We start from the raw sequence: 16918 nt of genomic DNA on the forward strand, positions 1-16918 counted from the left end.
AAATTTGCGCGATTGAGTAGCGGCGCGGGCGCTTTCGTGCGCCGCGCCTAGACGATCGGTCTAATTCCGCGTAGGGTAATTGTTCCCTGTCCGGTTCAGGTCGGCGTCATCGCGAATAACCGCCGCCTGATCCCCCGTAAGCAAGAGGCAACCATGTATCCGGATACTCAACTGTATATTGATGGCCAATGGCGCGATGCGCTGGCCGGCAAAACCATCCCGGTCACCGACCCCGCGACCGATGAAACCCTCGGCCAGGTGGCGCACGCCGCCGCCGCCGACCTCGATCTGGCGCTGGCCGCCACCGAGCGCGGCTTCAAGATCTGGCGCGACACCTCCGCCTATCAGCGCGCGATCCTGATGCGCAAGGCCGCCGCCTTGCTGCGCGAGCGCGCAGACGCCATCGCCACCACCATGAGCCAGGAACAGGGCAAACCCGTCGCGCAGGCCAGGGTCGAGATCCTCAACTCCGCCGACGTCATCGACTGGTTCGCCGGCGAGGCCAGCCGCACCTACGGCCAAATCATCCCCTCGCGCGCCCGCGACGTTCAGCAGCAAACCCTGAAACTGCCGGTGGGCCCGGTGGCCGCCTTCACGCCGTGGAACTTCCCGATCAACCAGATCGTGCGCAAACTTTCCGCCGCGCTGGCCGCCGGCTGCTCGATCATCGTCAAGGGCCCGGAAGAAACCCCGGCCTCCCCGGCCGCGCTGATCAAAGCCTTCGCCGACGCCGGCGTTCCGGCCGGCGTGATTGCGCTGGTGTACGGCACCCCGGCGGAAATTTCAGAGTATTTGATCCCGCATCCGACCATCCGCAAGATCTCCTTCACCGGCTCGACCCGGGTGGGCAAACATCTGGCGGCGCTGGCCGGTCAGCATATGAAAAAGGCCACCATGGAGCTGGGCGGGCACGCCCCGGTGCTGATTTTTGACGACGCAGACCTCGACGCGGCCGCCAAAGAGCTGGCGCTGGCCAAGTTCCGCAACGCCGGCCAGGTGTGCATCGCCCCAACCCGCTTCCTGATCCAGCAAGGGGTCTATGAGGCCTTTGTGGAGAAGTTCACCGCTGCGGTGCGCGAAATCAAGCTCGGCAACGGGCAGGAAGACGGCGTCACCATGGGCCCGATGGTATTGGGCCGCAGCGTCGACGCCATCGAGGCCTTCGTGCAGGACGCGATTGCCCAGGGAGCGAAAGCCTGCACCGGCGGCAAGCGCGTGGCGGGCAAAGGCAACTTCTTCGAGCCGACGGTGCTGCGCGACGTACCGCTGAGCGCCCGCGCGATGTCGGAAGAGCCGTTCGGCCCGGTCGCCCTGCTGCGGCCGTTCGCCAGCTATGACGACGCCATCGCCGAAGCCAATCGCCTGCCGTACGGCCTGGCGGCCTATGCCTACAGCCGCAGCGTCGCCACCGTCAACGCCCTGGGCCGCGACGTGGAAAGCGGCATGCTGAGCATCAACCACATCGGCTTCGGCCTGCCGGAGACGCCGTTCGGCGGTGTGAAAGACTCCGGCCACGGCACCGAAGGCGGCAGCGAGGCGATCGAATCCTACCTGGAAACCCGCTTCGTGACCGTCGCCGGGCGCTGATGCCCCGGATGAAACAGCCAAGCCCCGCAGTGCGGGGCTTTTTTATTTAACCCGCCGGCTCGGACAGCAGGCGGGCTATCTGAGCGTCAAGCGGCATCGCGCTCTCCCGACAAAAACGGCACAATCAGCGCGTTAAACGCCTCATGGCACTCTTCGGTAATAAAGTGGCCGCAGTCGGCCACCGTTTCGCCGCGCAGGTTACGCGCATTGTCCCGCAGGGTGGCGAAAGGCGCTTCGCCGGTGGCGTGCTCCGCGCCGATGGTCATCACCGGCATGTCGAGCGGGGACGCGGCGCGTTGCCGATTCTGCCGAATGGTTTCCGGAATGGCGCGATAATAATCAAACCCCGCGCGCAGGCTGCCGGGCGCCGAATAGGCGGCGATGTAGGTCTCCGCCGCCACCCGATCGCGGCGGTGCGACCAGCGGTTGAAGATGTAGCTCAGATACTGGCGTTCTCGGCCATGGGTCAGGGTTTCCGGCAGGTCCGCCAACTGGTTGAACATGAAGTGCCACAGGAAGATGTTTTCCTCCGGCGCGACAAAGATTGGCGGCGCCGGCGCCAATCCGGGGATCACCGCTTCGGTCAGCGCCAGCCGCTCCACGGCCTGCGGGAAATCGCTCGCCATGGCGTAGCCGATCCACATGCCGATATCGTGCCCGACCAGTTGGTAACGCGAGTGCCCCAGCTGCGCCATCGCCGCGTGCAGCGTCGCCGCCACGCTGCCGGTGTCGTAACCGCTCAGGGGTTTGTCCGAGTCGCCGATGCCCGGCGGATCGACCGCTATCGCCCGAAAGCCGGCCAAGGCCAGCGCGCGCATCACATGGCGCCAGGTATACCAGGTCTGCGGCCAGCCGGGGATCAGCAGCACCGGCGCGCCTTCGCCGAGGATCGCGCAGTGTATGCGCTGGCCATTGACCTTCAGATAGGCGTGCTCCGGCTCAGGTCCATACGGCATGGACCCGTTTTCGTGCTGTTTCATGGATATTCTCCGTGTTGAGGGGCGGCTTAGCGGATGCCAAGCAACGCGTTGATTTGCCGTTGGTTAACCGGCGCGCCGGCGAAGTCGTCGAACACTTTGTCGGTGACGTGAATGATGCGATCGCGAATAAATGCCGCGCCTTCGCGCGCGCCATCCTGCGGGTGCTTCAGGCAGCACTCCCACTCCAGCGTCGCCCAGCCCGCGTAACCATACTGCGTCAGCTTCGAAAAAATCGCCCTGAAATCCACCTGGCCGTCGCCGAGCGAACGGAAACGGCCGGCGCGATCGGCCCATGACTGATACCCGCCATAAATGCCCTGCCGCCCGCTCGGGTTGAACTCGGCGTCCTTGACGTGGAACATGCGGATAACGTCTTTATAGATATCGATAAAATCCAGGTAGTTAAGCTGTTGCAGCACCAGGTGGCTCGGATCGAACAGCATCTGGCAGCGCGGATGGCCACCCACCCGCCGATGGAACATTTCGAAGGTCACGCCGTCGTGCAAATCTTCGCTGGGGTGGATTTCATAGCACAGGTTCACCCCCTGCTCCTCGCAGGCGTCGAGCACCGGCAGCCAGCGCTTGGCAAGTTCATCGAACGCGGTGTCGATCAGCCCCGCCGGGCGTTGCGGGAACGGGAACAAATACGGCCAGGCCAGCGAACCGGAGAAGGTGCCCATTTCACTCAGGCCGAGCCGGGCGGAAGCGCGCGCCGCCAGCAGCAGCCGTTCGCGCGCCCATTCGCCGCGCGCCTGCGGGTCGCCATGCAGCTGCGCAGGGGCGAAGCTGTCGCACAGCGCATCGTAGGCCGGGTGCACCGCCATCAGCTGGCCGAAAATATGCGTGGTCAACTCGCTGACCACCAAACCCCGCTCCGCCAGCATGCCGCGCAGATCGTCGCAGTAGGTTTGGCTTTCCGCCGCGGTGGCCAAGTCAAACAGCCGCCGATCCCAGGCCGGGATTTGCAGGGCTTTAAAACCGGTGGCGGCGGCCCATTGGGCAATGGCCGGCAGGCTGTTGAACGGCGCGGCGTCATCGCTAAATTGGGCGAGATGCAGGCTTGGACCTTTGAGGGTTTTCATCCTAGACCCCTATTAGTTGTCGATTGACAAACAATAGGACCGAATCTGTGCGGCGGCAAGCGGAATTTACAAATTGATCGGTTTAGGCAATGCTATGCCGCTGAATGAAAGGCAAATTGGAGCACGCTGATGGCAGGCAGACCACGCGAGTTCGATCGCGAACAGGCGTTAGTGAAAGCGCGGGATTTATTCTGGCGCCAGGGCTATGAAGGCACCTCGATGTCGGATCTGGTGGCCGAGCTGGGCATCGCCTCGGCCCGCATTTACAAGGCATTCGGTTCCAAGGAGCAGCTGTTTCGCGAGGCCGTCGCCAGCTATGAAAGCCACGAGGGCGGCTTCGCCGATCGGGCGTTTAGCGAAGAAACCGGCGTGCGGGCGGCGCTCGAACGCCTGCTGAACGACGCCGTACAGCTCTACAGTCGGCCGGATCTGCCGCGGGGGTGCATGGTGGTGTCCTCCGCCGCCAGCGTCAGCGCGGAAAACGACGGGCTGAAAGACTGGCTGGCGACGCATCGCCGCCAGCGCACCCAGGGCATTATCGAGCGGCTGCGGCTGGCGGTGCAAAACGGCGAGCTGCCGCCCGCCACCGATGCCGAGGGCCTGGGCGATTACTTCGCGGCGTTTCTGCACGGGCTATCGGTGCAAGCGCGTGACGGCGTCACGAAAGAGCGCCTGACGGCGGCGGTGCAGACGGCGCTGAAGGCGTTGGCCTAGCCCTCGGGCAGTTCGGCGCCCAGCGCGTTTAAATCGAACAGCATCGTCGTGCCCTGTTTGTCATCCTGTGGGCCTGCACTCTATCCTGAGCGCGCGCGGTGCTGAAATACCCCTTGGTTGCAGGTTATGACTCGGCGTTCTGAGCCGCCGCTTCGCGCCGCAGCCACAGCTGCAGATCCCGCCCCTCCTGCGACAGTTCGCTGTCCTGGCGCGCGCACAGGTAATAGTCGCGCCCGTCGTCGACGGCCAGGTCGAACAGTTTGATCAGCTCACCGCCGTGGAGATAAGGCGCGATCAGCGGTTCACGCATCAGCGCACAGCCCAATCCCGCCTGCACCGCCGCCAGCGTCAGCAAGCCGTCTTCAAACATCGGGCCGGCGCTGCGCGGCGGGCGCTTCACGCCGGCCTGCTGGAACCACTGCATCCAGGCGCTGCGTTCTTCGTCGTGCAGCAGCGGCAGCGACGCCAGCTGATCCGGCGTATCCAGCAGGCCATGCAGCTTGCCGAAGGCGCGGCTGCACACCGGCACCATCTTGCCGGACATCAGCTTTTCGCTGCGGTAGCCGGTCCACTGGCCGACGCCAAAACGGATCGACAGATCGGCGGCGTCGCTGAGGTAATTTCGGTGATTGGCGTACACCACGTTGATGTCGATATCCGGATTTTCACGCAGAAAACCGCGCAAACGCGGGATAAACCAGCCCATGCCGAACAGCGGGATCAGGCTGATGGTGACCTGGCGCGAGGCGGACCGCTCGCGCACCTGTTCGGTGGCCTGACGCAGCACGTTAAACGCCGCGCGAATGGAGCGGTAATACTCCCGCCCTTCGTCGCGCAGGATCAGAGTGCGCCCCTGGCGTTCGGTCAGCGGCATCTGCAGAAACGCCTCCAGCGTTTTCAACTGATGGCTGACCGCCGAGGGGGAAATCGCCAGCTCTTTGGCGGCGGCGCCGATGCCGCCCAACCGGGCGACAGCCTCGAAGGCCCGTACGGCGCGCAGCGGCGGATCCTTGGGCAGCGTCGGCAACGGCGCATCATACTGTTCTGTTTTTTTCATATATTGACTATTTTATGGAAAATCGGCTCAGTCGTTGAAATTAATATACAAATAAATCAATAAATTAAAAACACTCATTTTTCGTATAAGAAATTATTTTTCCGTATTTTACAATTTTTTTTAATTCTCTAGTGTGACCTGCCTGAATCATCATTTTTCGGGACTCCCCTATGGATACGCTGGTACAGCAGACCGTCAACGGACTGATGCTCGGCAGTATTTACGCGCTGATCGCCCTGGGCTACACCATGGTTTACGGCATTCTGCGCATCATCAACTTTGCCCACGGCGACGTGCTGATGGTCGGCGCGCTGAGCGCCCTGTCGGCCATCGGCATGCTGCAACGCCACTTCCCGTCCTTGCCGCCTGCGGCGGTGCTGCTGCTGGCGGCGCTGTGCGCCATGGCGGTATGCGCGCTGACCTCGATGGCGATCGAACGCCTGGCCTATCGCCGCCTGCGCAATGCGCCGCGCCTGGCGCCGTTGATCAGCGGCATCGGCGTTTCGCTGCTGTTGCAGACGCTGGCGATGCTTATCTGGTCGCGCAACCCGCTGATGTTCCCGCAGCTGTTGCCGATGGACCCGATAGCGCTCACGCGCGGCGGTGCGGAACATGCGCCGGCGGTGATCACCGGCACGGCGATCGCCACCCTGGCCGTCGCCGTGCTGGTGATGGCCGGCCTGCTGCTGCTGGTGGAACACAGCCGCTTTGGCCGCGCCATGCGCGCCACGGCGGAGAACCCGCAGGTCGCCGGCCTGATGGGCATCAACCCCAACCGCATCATCGTGCTGACCTTCGCGCTCGGCGGCGCGCTGGCGGCGGTGGCCGGCGTCATGATGGCCAGCAACTACGGCAACGCCGGTTTTTCGATGGGCTTTTTGCCGGGCATCAAGGCCTTCACCGCCGCGGTGCTGGGCGGCATCGGCAACCTGCGCGGCGCCATGCTAGGCGGACTGCTGCTGGGGCTGTTCGAATCGCTGGGCACCGGCTATCTCGGCGAACTGACCGGCGGCACCTTCGGCAGCAACTACCAGGACGTGTTCGCCTTCCTGGTGCTGATCGCGGTGCTGGTGTTCCGCCCATCCGGCCTGCTGGGCGAACGCGTCGCCACCCGCGCCTGAGGAGTAACCATGACTATCCTGACTTCCGCACTGCAGACCGCCGCTCCCCGCCGCCTCCGGCTGGGCGTGGCGCTGTTCATGCTGGGCCTGCTGCTGGCCCCCTGGCTGGCGGGCGCCGCCGGCGGCAACTATTGGGTGCGGGTGATCGACTTCGCCCTGCTGTACCTGATGCTGGCGCTGGGGCTGAACATCGTGGTCGGCTTCACCGGCCTGCTGGATATGGGGTTCATCGCGTTTTATGCGGTGGGCGCCTACCTGACGGCGCTGCTGTCTTCCCCGCACCTGACGCAACAATTTCCGCTGCTGTTGCAGTGGTTTCCGGACGGGCTGCACCTGTCGATTTTGCTGCTGATCCCGCTGTCGGCGGTGCTGGCTGCGCTGTGCGGCATCCTGCTCGGCGCGCCGACGCTGCGGCTGCGCGGCGACTATCTGGCGATCGTCACGCTGGGCTTCGGCGAGATCGTGCGCATCCTGATGCGCAATCTCGACCGGCCGGTCAACATCACCAACGGCCCGAAAGGCATTTCCGCCATCGATCCGGTCAGCCTGTTCGGCCTGCGGTTTTCCGGCATGCATGAGTGGTTCGGCGTACGCTTTTCGTCGCTGTATCTCTACTACTACCTGTTCGCCGCGCTGCTGCTGGCGATCCTGTTTATCTGCCTGCGGCTGCAGCATTCGCGCGTGGGCCGCGCCTGGGCGGCGATCCGCGAAGACGAAGACGCCGCGCGGGCGATGGGCATCAATACCCGCAACTTCAAGCTGCTGGCTTTTGCGATGGGCGCCACCTTCGGCGGCGTCGCCGGTGCATTGTTCGCCGCCTTCCAGGGATTCGTCTCGCCCGAGTCTTTCACCCTGCAGGAGTCGATCGCGGTGCTGGCGATGGTGGTGCTGGGCGGCATGGGGCACATACCGGGGGTGATCCTCGGCGCGTTGCTGCTGGCCGCCCTGCCGGAGCTGCTGCGCAGCAGCATGGGGCCGCTGCAGCAGGCGCTGTTCGGCCAGGTGTGGATCGATCCGGAGATCGTCCGCCAGCTGTTCTACGGGCTGGCGCTGATCCTGGTGATGCTGTATCGCCCGGCCGGTTTATGGCCGGCCCGCCATTCACGGGGAGCCGCCTCATGACGCCGCTGCTGTGCTTAAGCCACGTCAGCAAACGCTTCGGCGGGCTGACGGCGGTGGATGACGTCAGCATGAGCATCCATCGAGGCGAAATTTACGGTTTGATCGGACCCAACGGCGCCGGCAAGACCACCTGCTTCAACCTGATCACCGGCCTGTACCGCGCCGACGGCGGCGAGTTCAGCCTGCAGGGCCGGCGCTACCGGCCGCAGGCGATCGACAAGGTGGTGCAGGCCGGCATTGCGCGCACCTTCCAGAACCTGCGGCTGTTCAACGACATGAGCGTGCTGGAAAACGTGATGGTCGGCTGCCACGTGCGCACCCGCAACGGCCTGTGGGCGGCGATCTCTCGCCACCACCGCGCCCGCGAGGAGGAACGGGCGGTGCGCGAAAAATCCCAGGCGCTGCTGGAGTACGTCGGCATCGGCCGGTTCGCCCACTATCGCGCCGGCGATCTTTCCTATGGCCACCAACGGCGACTGGAAATCGCCCGGGCGCTGGCCACCGAACCGCAGCTGTTGGCGCTGGATGAGCCGGCGGCCGGCATGAACGCCGGAGAAAAGGTGGCGCTGCGCGAACTGCTGCTGCGCATTCGCGACGGCGGCACCAGCCTGCTGCTGATCGAGCACGACGTCAAGCTGGTGATGGGCCTGTGCGATCGCCTGACGGTGCTGGATTACGGCAAGGCGATCGCCGAGGGCAAACCGGCCGAGGTCCGCCGTGAACCGGCGGTGATACGGGCCTATTTGGGAGGCGCGGCGCATGTCTGAACCCCTGCTGAGCGTAAAACGGCTCAAAGTGTCCTATGGCGGCATTCATGCGGTTAAGGGCATAGATTTCACGGTAAACAGCGGCGAACAGGTGACGTTGATCGGCGCCAACGGCGCAGGCAAAACCTCCAGCCTGCGCGCATTGACCGGCCTGCTGCCGTTCGACGGCGAGATCCTGTTCGACGGCCGTTCGATTCGCGGCGTGCCGCCGCACCGCCTGCTGCAGCAAGGGCTGGTGATGGTGCCCGAGGGGCGCGGCATTTTCGCCCGCATGACGGTGCGGGAGAACCTGCAGCTCGGCGCCTATGCCCGGCGAGATCGCGCTGCGGTGCGGCAAGATCTGGCGCGGATTTACGCCACCTTCCCGCGCCTGCGCGAGCGGCTTGACCAGCAGGCCGGGCTGCTTTCCGGCGGCGAGCAGCAGATGGTGGCGATGGGCCGCGCCCTGCTGAGCCGCCCGCGCCTGCTGGTATTGGATGAACCCTCGATGGGGCTGGCGCCGATCGTGGTGGAGGCGATCTTCGAGGTGATCAAACAGCTGGCCAATGACGGCGTCACGCTGTTGTTGGTGGAACAAAACGCCCGGCTGGCGCTGGAGTCGACCGACCGCGCCTATGTGCTGGACAGCGGCAGCCTGAGCCACAGCGGCCCCTCTGCCGGCATGCTGGACGATGAAAAAATCAAACGGGCCTACTTAGGCGAATAACCCTGTTACTGTTAACCGCACCGGGAGCTTTGCATGAATCAGACAACTCGCTTTACCCGCTTGGCGCTGGCCGCCGCCGTGACGATCGGCCTCAGCGCCCCCGCGCTGGCCGACCAAACCCTGCTGATCGGCCTGGCCGGGCCGCTGACCGGCCCTTCCGCGCGCATCGGCAAGGATTTGGAAAACGGCGCGCAGCTGGCGATCGCCGATGCCAATGCCCAAAAGCCGACGCTGAACGGCAAGCCGGTCACCTTCAAATTGCTGTCCGAAGACGATCAGTCCGATCCGCGCACCGCCGTGGCGGTGGCCCAGCGCCTGGTGGACGAAGGCGTGGTCGGCGTGGTCGGCCACTGGAACACCGGCACCAGCATCCCGGCGGCGCGCATCTACCACGACGCCGGCATCGCCCAGGTGGCGCCGGTGGCTACCGGCCACGGCTATACGCAGCAAGGATTCGACACCAGCTTCCGCGTGATGGGCCATGACGACGACGGCGGCAACTATGCCGGGCAGTACGCGGTGAAAGAGCTGAAGGCCAAACGCATCGCGGTCATCGACGATCGCACCGCTTTCGGCCAGGGGCTGGCGGATGAATTCGTCAAGTCGCTGCAGGCACAGGGCGTGCAGCCGGTCACCCGCGAATACGTCGACGACAAAACCGTCGACTTCAGCGCGGTGCTGACCACCATTCGCAGCAAAAACGCCGACCTGATTTTCTTTGGCGGCGTGGATTCGCAGGCGGCGCCGCTGGCCCGCCGTCTGAAACAGCTGGGCATGAGCGCTCAATTGATGGGCGCCGGCGGCTTTGTCAGCCAAACGTTTCTGACGCTGGCGCAAAAAGAAGGCGACGGCGTGGTGGCGCTGGAGCCCGGCCTGCCGCTGGAGCAGATGCCGGGCGGCAAGGCCTTTGAGCAGGCTTACCGCGACCGCTACAAAACCCATATCGAGCTGCATGCGCCCTTCGCCTACGACGCCACCCGGGTGTTGATCGCCGCCATCGAGCAGGCCGGCTCCGCCGACCCGGCCGACTACCTGCCGAAGCTGCGCGCCATCCGCTATCGGGGCGTAACCGGCACCATCGCCTTCGACGCCCAGGGCAACCTGCAGCGGCCGAGCTTCACCCTGTACAAGGTGGTCGACGGCAAATGGCAGCCGCAGACCGTACTGGGCGGCGCCACACCACAATAAGAAAGCCATGAGGAGCATGTCGATGAGCTGTGCAAAAAACGAATTGGGCATTCTGGCCCGCCGCAGGATTGAGGCGGAGATCATCAAACCAATCTATCAAATCCTGGTGCGCGAGATCGGCAAGGCGCGCGCCCAGGCGGTGATCGGCGAGGCGATTGAAAACGCCGCCATCGACGCCGGCAAGCGGTTTGCCGCGCAGGAGCCGGCGGGCGCGGATTTGCAAAGCTTCGCCGCGCTGCAATACCTGTGGGAAAAAGACGACGCGCTGCGGGTCGAAGTGGTCAACCTGGACGACCGGCACTTCGACTATAACGTCACCCGCTGCCGCTACGCCGAGATGTACCACGAAATGGGGCTGGGCGAGATCGGCCACCTGCTGTCGTGCGCCCGCGACAGCCAGTTCATCGTCGGCTACGCGCCGGACGTCGAACTGCAGCGCAGCCAGACCATCATGTCCGGCGCGCCCTGCTGCGACTTCCGCTACACCGCCAAAACTCGGGAAGAGAAAAAATGACTCTGCAGATCGACGGCGAGCGCCTGTGGCGCAGCCTGCATGAGATGGCGCAGTTCGGCGCCATCGCCAACAACGGCGTCACCAGGCTGGCGCTGAGCGAAGAAGACCGGCGGGCGCGCGACCAGCTGCGCGACTGGGCGCTGCAGGCCGGCTGCAGCGTGCGGGTCGACCGCATGGGCAATATGTTCCTGCGCCGCGAAGGCGCGCGCCCCGAGCTGGCGCCGGTGGTGACCGGTTCGCACGGCGATTCCCAGCCCAACGGCGGCCGTTTCGACGGCATTTACGGCGTGCTGGCCGGCCTGGAGGTGCTGCGCACCCTCAACGATCGCCAGATCGCCACCGAACGGGCGATCGAGGTGATCAACTGGACCAACGAAGAAGGCGCGCGTTTTGCGCCGGCGATGATTTCCTCCGGGGTCTTCTCCGGCGAGTTCAGCCTGGAATACGGCCTGTCGCGCCGCGATGCGCAGGGGGTCAGCATCGGCGAAGCGCTGCGGGAAATCGGCTATGACGGCGAACGGCCGGTGGGCGGCCTGCCGATCCACGCGGCCTTCGAGCTGCATATCGAGCAAGGGCCGATCCTCGAGGCGGAAAACATCGCGATCGGCGTGGTGACCGCCGCGCAAGGGCAGCGCTGGTATGAACTGGAGATCGTCGGTTTCAGCGCCCACGCCGGCACCACGCCGATGGATCGCCGCCGCGACGCCCTGCTCGGCTTTGCCGAGCTGGTCACGGCGGTCAACCGGATTGGCCTGGACTTTGCGCCGGACGCGCGCGCCACCGTCGGCATGGCGCAAATCACCCCCAATTCGCGCAACGTGGTGCCGGGCAAGGTGTTCTTCAGCGTCGAGTTTCGCCATCCGCAGGAAGCGGTGCTGGAACAAATGGAGCAGCGCCTGCTGGCGGCGGTCGGCGCGGTGAATGGCGACGCCTTGAGCGCCCGCGCCGAGCGCATCTTCCAGTATCGGCCGATCCGCTTCGACGCCGCCTGCATCGCCAGCGTGCGCCATGCGGCGCAGGCGCTGGGCTACAGCCATCGCGACATGATCTCCGGCGCCGGCCACGACGCCTGTTATCTGAGCCGGGTGGCGCCGACCGCGATGATTTTCATCCCCTGCGTGGACGGTATCAGCCACAACGAACGGGAAGACATCACGCCGGGCTGGGCCGCCGCCGCCGCCAACGTGCTGTTGCACGCGCTGCTGGCGCACGCCGACGCCTGATCCCTTTGCGCCCCCGGCGGCCGCTCGGGGCGCAAAAAAATATTCAACAAGATGGTTGAATATTAGCCTGACTGTTCTATATTCAACCATATGGTTAAATTATCTTCCTCTCAGCTGGACGCCATTTTCCACGCGCTGTCCGACCCGACCCGGCGCTCCATGCTGCGCGCGCTGGCCGACGGCGAACGCAGCATCGGCGAACTGGCCGCGCCGCTGCAGATGTCGTTCGCCGGCGCCTCCAAGCACGTTAAAGCACTGGAACATGCGGGCCTGGTGCAGCGAACCGTGCAGGGAAGAAACCATATTTGCCGGCTCGAACCCGAGCCGATGGCGCAGGCCATGCAATGGCTGCAAACCTATGAACATTTCTGGACTGAACGGCTGGACGCGCTGGAACTGGCGCTGCGCCAGGCCGAACAGCATCCTCCCAAGGAGTGAACCATGAATGACTACGGCATGATTATCGAACCCGGCACGCTGCGCATCCAGCGGTTGCTGCCCGGCCCGATCGAACGGGTCTGGGCCTACCTGACCGAATCCGACAAGCGCGCCACCTGGCTGGCGGCCGGTGAGATGACGCTGGAAAGCGGCGCGGCGCTGGAGCTGAATTTCCGCAATTCCGATCTGGCGGGCGAGCACGAACAGCCGCCGGCCAAATACAAACAGCACGGCGGCTGCGTCAGCAACCGCGGGCACATTACCTGCCTTTTCCCGCCGCGCCTGCTGAGCTTTACCTGGGCCGAACAGGATCAGGGCCGCCCTTCCGAAGTGACTTTCGAGCTGACCGAGCAAGGTCAGGCGGTGCTGCTGACGGTGACCCATCGCCGGTTGGCCAACCGCGACGACATGCTCAGCGTGGCCGGCGGCTGGCACACCCACCTGGATATCCTGGTGGACCGGCTGCACGACCGCCAGCCACGGCCGTTCTGGAGCACCCACGCCAGGCTGGAAGAGGAATACCGCGCCAGGCTGTGATCAGCCGTCGTCCCTGCGCCTGAACGCCAGATAACCGGCGATCAGCGTAAAACTGCCGACCAGCAACACCAGCAGGATAAAACCGTGGTGATTGCTGGCCAGCGGGATCCCCCGACGTTCATACCGAAAAAGCCGGCGACGATGTTGATCGGCAGCGCCAGCACGGTGATCACCGTCAGGGTGTACAGCGTGCGGTTGTTCTGCTCCATCTGCTTGGCGCCAATTTCCTCCTGCAGCAGCCGGATGCGCTCGGTGAGGCTGGCGAGATCGTTCAGCACCACGGTGAATTCCTCGGTGAACTGGCGCAGATCCTGCACCACCTCGCGGCTCAGCCAGTTCGGCGGGCGATTCAGCAGGCGGAACAGCGCCGCCGGCTCCGGCGCCAACAGGCGCTGAAAGCGCAGCAGCATGCGGCGCATGCGCCCCAACTCGGTGCGGTTGCGCTTGACGTGGTTGCTCAACAGGCGATCTTCGATGGTATCGACATAGTGGTTGGCCTGGCGCACCACCTGCTCCAGCACCTCCTCCTGCTCTTCGAGCAAGTGCGCCAGCAGTTCGGTCGAAGACGCCAGCTGCAGCGGCCCCAGCCGGCCGAGCAGCCGTTCGATCAGGCGCAGCGGCTTATGCCGCACGGTCACCACCAGCCCGCTGCAGCAGTACAGCCACAGCGTCGCGGTTTCGGGGTTGTTCTCTTTGGGGTGGAAAATCACGTCGTTGAGCACCGCGAACAGGTCGTCGCCCTGCCGCTCGATGCGCGTGGTGTGCGAACCGTGGCGAATTTCGTCGAAGAAAAAATCGGAAATGGCGAAATGATTTCTCAGCCACTTTTCCGCCGCCGCGTGGTTGAGATTGAGGTGCAGCCAGATAAATCCTTCGCCGGGCGGCAGCGTCTGGTAAGCCTGGCAGACCCGCTGCGACGTCAGCCGCTGCGGCGGCTCGCCCTGGCGGAATAGGTGGCCGTAGATCAGGCCGGTCACCTCGTCGTCGAAATCAAGCTGGTGCATTTTTTCCGCAAGCGTCTGAGCCATAAATATCGCTACCCTGAGAAACCGGACCTCGCCTTTATAGCAATCTTTATCCGCCAACGTTAATTATTTTCACCTTTCCCGATGATTAATATTCCCGTCATAAAAAAGTCACAGTAATTCAGAATACTTTGCAGGCAATAGCCAGCACACGTTCAATATTTTAATGCAGTTTCTCAGGAAGGTCCTTATGAGCGATAACAGCGCCGTTCAACAGGGTGCGCCGGCCGCATCCAGCCTGCCAAAGATCTACCAAAAGAACAGTCGATTAACTGTTCTTTTTTTTGTGTTTTCATTGGTACTGGGGATCGCCTTCGCCGGGGTGAACTTATTTAACGACGTCACCGACGCCGGTGCGGTTTATACCAGTTACGTCCCGTTTCTCTTATTAGGCCTGGCGCTACTTATTGCGCTTGGTTTTGAATTCGTTAACGGTTTTCACGATACCGCCAACGCGGTGGCGACCGTGATTTATACCCACTCGCTGTCGCCGATGGTGGCGGTGGTGTGGTCCGGCTTTTTCAACTTTCTCGGCGTGCTGCTGTCCAGCGGCGTGGTGGCTTTCGGCATCATTTCGCTGCTGCCGGTGGAGCTGATCCTGCAGGCCGGCACCGGCAACGGCTTCGCCATGGTGTACGCCCTGCTGTTCTCGGCGATTATCTGGAACCTCGGCACCTGGTGGCTCGGGCTGCCGGCGTCGTCGTCGCACACGCTGATCGGCTCGATTATCGGCGTCGGCGTGGCCAACGCGCTGATCCACGGCCGCACCGGCACCAGCGGCGTGGACTGGGGCCAGGCGATTAAGGTGGGCTACGCGCTGCTGCTGTCGCCGGTGATCGGCTTCGCGTGCGCCGCCCTGCTGCTGCTGGCGCTGAAAGCGCTGGTTAAAAACCGCCAGCTGTATACCGCCCCCAAGGGCGACGCGCCGCCGCCGCTGTGGATCCGCGGCCTGCTGATCCTCACCTGCACCGGCGTTTCCTTCGCCCACGGCTCCAACGACGGCCAGAAAGGCATGGGGCTGATCATGCTGATCCTGGTGGGCACCATGCCGATCGCCTACGCCCTGAACCGCTCGATGCCGCCGGATCAAATCCCGCGCGTGGCGGCGCTGGCGGAAGTGACCAAGAATGATTTGCTGCGGCAGTTCCCGGCGCGGAGCCAGACGCCGGCACGCGAGGTGTTGACCGGCTATGTGCGCACCAGCGAACTGACCCCGGACGTGGTGCCGGCCCTGGCGCAGCTGACCGGCGCCATCGGCGACCAGATCCGCCAGTACGGTTCGGTCGACAAGATCCCGGCGCAGGCGGTCTCCAACACCCGTAACGACATGTACCTGGCGTCGGAAACCATCAAGCATCTGAAGTCGGAGAAGCAGCTGCAGATTGCCGCCGGCTCGCAGCGCAACCTCGACGCGCTGAAAGGCGAGCTGGACAGCGCCACCCGCTTTATCCCGTTCTGGGTCAAGGTGGTGGTGGCGATCGCCCTGGGCCTCGGCACCATGGTCGGCTGGCGGCGCATCGTGGTGACCGTCGGCGAGAAAATCGGCAAATCGCACCTGACCTACGCCCAGGGCGCCAGCGCCGAACTGGTGGCGATGACCACCATCGGCGCGGCGGACGCCTTCGGCCTGCCGGTATCCACCACTCACGTGCTGTCCTCCGGCATCGCCGGCACCATGGCGGCCAACCGTTCCGGCCTGCAGATGTCCACGCTGCGCAACCTGCTGATGGCCTGGGTGCTGACGCTGCCGGTCTCGATACTGCTTTCGGCGGTGCTGTACTGGATCTTCACCCATATCTAAAACCGGGCTAACACGGAGAAAACTATTATGTCTATGCATGAATTTAACCGCGACGACAGCTTCAACCAGCGCCTGCTGCAGGAATTTTACGACAGCTACGACGAAGAGCTGGAGATGGAGTTGGACGACCTGCGTTTCGACGCCGCCGAAGTGGACAGCGATCAGAAAAAGGCCTGGCGCAAGCAGTACTTCCGCGAACTGCTGCGCCTGCAGGGCGAGCTGGTGAAGCTGCAGGACTGGGTGATGCGCACCGGCCACCGTTTGGTGATCATCTTCGAAGGGCGCGACGCCGCCGGCAAAGGCGGCGTGATCAAACGCATCACTCAGCGTCTGAACCCGCGCACCTGCCGCGTGGCGGCGCTGCCGGCGCCGAACGACCGCGAACGCACCCAGTGGTATTTTCAGCGCTATATCGCCCACCTGCCCGCCGCCGGCGAGATGGTGCTGTTCGACCGCAGCTGGTACAACCGCGCCGGCGTGGAGCGGGTGATGGGCTTTTGCAACGATGAAGAGTACGAAGAGTTTTTCCGCAGCGTGCCGGAGTTCGAAAAAATGCTGACCCGCAGCGGCATTCAGATCGTCAAGTATTGGTTCTCGATCACCGATGACGAACAGGAGCTGCGCTTTCTCAGCCGCATCCACGATCCGCTCAAACAGTGGAAGCTCAGCCCGATGGATCTGGAGAGCCGCCGGCGCTGGGAAGACTATACCGAAGCCAAAGAGGTCATGTTAGCACGCACTAACATTGCGGAAGCGCCATGGTGGGTGGTTCAGGGCGTCGACAAAAAAAAGGCGCGGCTGAACTGCATCAGCCATCTGCTGCAGCAGGTGCCGTATGAGGAAAGCGCAGGCAACGTCATTACCCTGCCGCCGCGCAAGCGCAGCCCCGAATACAGCCGCAGCCCGGTGCCGGACGAAATGGTGGTGCCGGAAGTCTATTGAGTGCCGCACAGGGGCGGGCAACCGCCCCTCGCTCAGCCGGACCCTGCGGCAACAGGGTTGCTGTAACGCCTGTTAACAGATTGAAGGGCCATCCCCCTATTTTCTCCACATTTA

General features: G+C 64.0%; 16 protein-coding genes and 1 pseudogene. 13 read left to right on the forward strand and 4 right to left on the reverse strand.

Features of this window, described 5'->3' with window-relative positions; genetic code table 11:
• Positions 1 to 153 precede the first annotated feature (153 nt).
• Complete coding sequence (locus D7I37_RS20780; RefSeq protein ID WP_061795207.1) at positions 154 to 1587, forward strand: NAD-dependent succinate-semialdehyde dehydrogenase; 1434 nt, start codon at positions 154 to 156, stop codon at positions 1585 to 1587.
• An 86-nt stretch (positions 1588 to 1673) separates the two neighbouring features.
• Here D7I37_RS20780 and D7I37_RS20785 read toward each other — a convergent pair whose 3' ends face one another.
• Complete coding sequence (locus D7I37_RS20785; RefSeq protein ID WP_061795206.1) at positions 1674 to 2567, reverse strand: alpha/beta fold hydrolase; 894 nt, start codon at positions 2565 to 2567, stop codon at positions 1674 to 1676.
• Positions 2568 to 2593: 26 nt separating this feature from the next.
• Positions 2594 to 3649 (reverse strand): sugar phosphate isomerase/epimerase, encoded by a 1056-nt coding sequence (locus tag D7I37_RS20790; protein ID WP_129544284.1) that lies wholly within the window; start codon positions 3647 to 3649, stop codon positions 2594 to 2596.
• Positions 3650 to 3778: 129 nt separating this feature from the next.
• On the opposite strand from D7I37_RS20790, the gene D7I37_RS20795 reads away from it, so the two are divergent.
• Positions 3779 to 4363 (forward strand): TetR/AcrR family transcriptional regulator, encoded by a 585-nt coding sequence (locus tag D7I37_RS20795; protein WP_129544285.1) that lies wholly within the window; start codon positions 3779 to 3781, stop codon positions 4361 to 4363.
• 124 nt (positions 4364 to 4487) lie between these two features.
• On the opposite strand, the gene D7I37_RS20800 is transcribed toward D7I37_RS20795, so the two are convergent.
• Positions 4488 to 5420 carry a LysR substrate-binding domain-containing protein gene (locus D7I37_RS20800; protein WP_095097671.1) on the reverse strand — a complete coding sequence of 311 codons (933 nt, stop codon included), beginning with the start codon at positions 5418 to 5420 and terminating at the stop codon, positions 4488 to 4490.
• 170 nt (positions 5421 to 5590) lie between these two features.
• Between D7I37_RS20800 and D7I37_RS20805 the strand changes: the two genes are divergently transcribed.
• The 9 genes from D7I37_RS20805 to D7I37_RS20845 all read left to right on the forward strand — a co-directional run bounded on the left by D7I37_RS20805 (position 5591) and on the right by D7I37_RS20845 (position 13036).
• Positions 5591 to 6541 carry a branched-chain amino acid ABC transporter permease gene (locus tag D7I37_RS20805; protein ID WP_129544286.1) on the forward strand — a complete coding sequence of 317 codons (951 nt, stop codon included), beginning with the start codon at positions 5591 to 5593 and terminating at the stop codon, positions 6539 to 6541.
• Positions 6542 to 6550: 9 nt separating this feature from the next.
• Complete coding sequence (locus tag D7I37_RS20810; RefSeq protein WP_061795202.1) at positions 6551 to 7663, forward strand: ABC transporter ATP-binding protein; 1113 nt, start codon at positions 6551 to 6553, stop codon at positions 7661 to 7663.
• The gene (locus tag D7I37_RS20815) at positions 7660 to 8430 is read left to right on the forward strand and encodes an ABC transporter ATP-binding protein (protein WP_129544287.1); all 771 of its coding nucleotides are present in this window, start codon (positions 7660 to 7662) and stop codon (positions 8428 to 8430) included. Before D7I37_RS20810 ends, D7I37_RS20815 begins: the two co-directional genes overlap by 4 nt.
• Entirely contained in the window at positions 8423 to 9136 is a 714-nt protein-coding gene (locus D7I37_RS20820; RefSeq protein WP_061795200.1) for an ABC transporter ATP-binding protein, read from the forward strand. The genes D7I37_RS20815 and D7I37_RS20820 overlap by 8 nt, the downstream gene beginning before the upstream one ends.
• 33 nt (positions 9137 to 9169) lie before the next feature.
• Positions 9170 to 10324 carry a branched-chain amino acid ABC transporter substrate-binding protein gene (locus D7I37_RS20825; RefSeq protein ID WP_061795199.1) on the forward strand — a complete coding sequence of 385 codons (1155 nt, stop codon included), beginning with the start codon at positions 9170 to 9172 and terminating at the stop codon, positions 10322 to 10324.
• A 22-nt stretch (positions 10325 to 10346) separates the two neighbouring features.
• Positions 10347 to 10838, forward strand: coding sequence for an L-2-amino-thiazoline-4-carboxylic acid hydrolase (locus tag D7I37_RS20830; protein ID WP_061795198.1), 492 nt, complete (start codon positions 10347 to 10349; stop codon positions 10836 to 10838).
• A complete protein-coding gene (locus D7I37_RS20835; RefSeq protein WP_129544288.1) occupies positions 10835 to 12061 on the forward strand; it encodes a Zn-dependent hydrolase in 1227 nt (408 codons plus the stop codon). Before D7I37_RS20830 ends, D7I37_RS20835 begins: the two co-directional genes overlap by 4 nt.
• Before the next feature lie 90 nt (positions 12062 to 12151).
• Positions 12152 to 12499 (forward strand): helix-turn-helix transcriptional regulator, encoded by a 348-nt coding sequence (locus D7I37_RS20840; RefSeq protein ID WP_061795196.1) that lies wholly within the window; start codon positions 12152 to 12154, stop codon positions 12497 to 12499.
• Positions 12500 to 12502: 3 nt separating this feature from the next.
• The gene (locus D7I37_RS20845; RefSeq protein WP_061795195.1) at positions 12503 to 13036 is read left to right on the forward strand and encodes an SRPBCC family protein; all 534 of its coding nucleotides are present in this window, start codon (positions 12503 to 12505) and stop codon (positions 13034 to 13036) included.
• Here D7I37_RS20845 and D7I37_RS20850 read toward each other — a convergent pair.
• Positions 13037 to 14064 (reverse strand): annotated as a pseudogene (locus tag D7I37_RS20850) (transporter). It abuts the gene before it with no gap.
• Between the two features lie 187 nt (positions 14065 to 14251).
• Here D7I37_RS20850 and D7I37_RS20855 point away from each other — a divergent pair.
• Both D7I37_RS20855 and ppk2 read left to right on the forward strand, forming a co-directional pair.
• A complete protein-coding gene (locus D7I37_RS20855) occupies positions 14252 to 15862 on the forward strand; it encodes an inorganic phosphate transporter (RefSeq protein WP_129544289.1) in 1611 nt (536 codons plus the stop codon).
• A 27-nt stretch (positions 15863 to 15889) separates the two neighbouring features.
• Positions 15890 to 16804, forward strand: a complete 915-nt coding sequence (ppk2, locus tag D7I37_RS20860) for a polyphosphate kinase 2 (RefSeq protein WP_129544290.1) — start codon at positions 15890 to 15892, stop codon at positions 16802 to 16804.
• The last annotated feature ends 114 nt before the right edge of the window (positions 16805 to 16918 follow it).

This window comes from Serratia sp. 1D1416, from assembly GCF_003641105.1.
In the GTDB taxonomy this organism is placed as follows: domain Bacteria; phylum Pseudomonadota; class Gammaproteobacteria; order Enterobacterales; family Enterobacteriaceae; genus Serratia; species Serratia ficaria.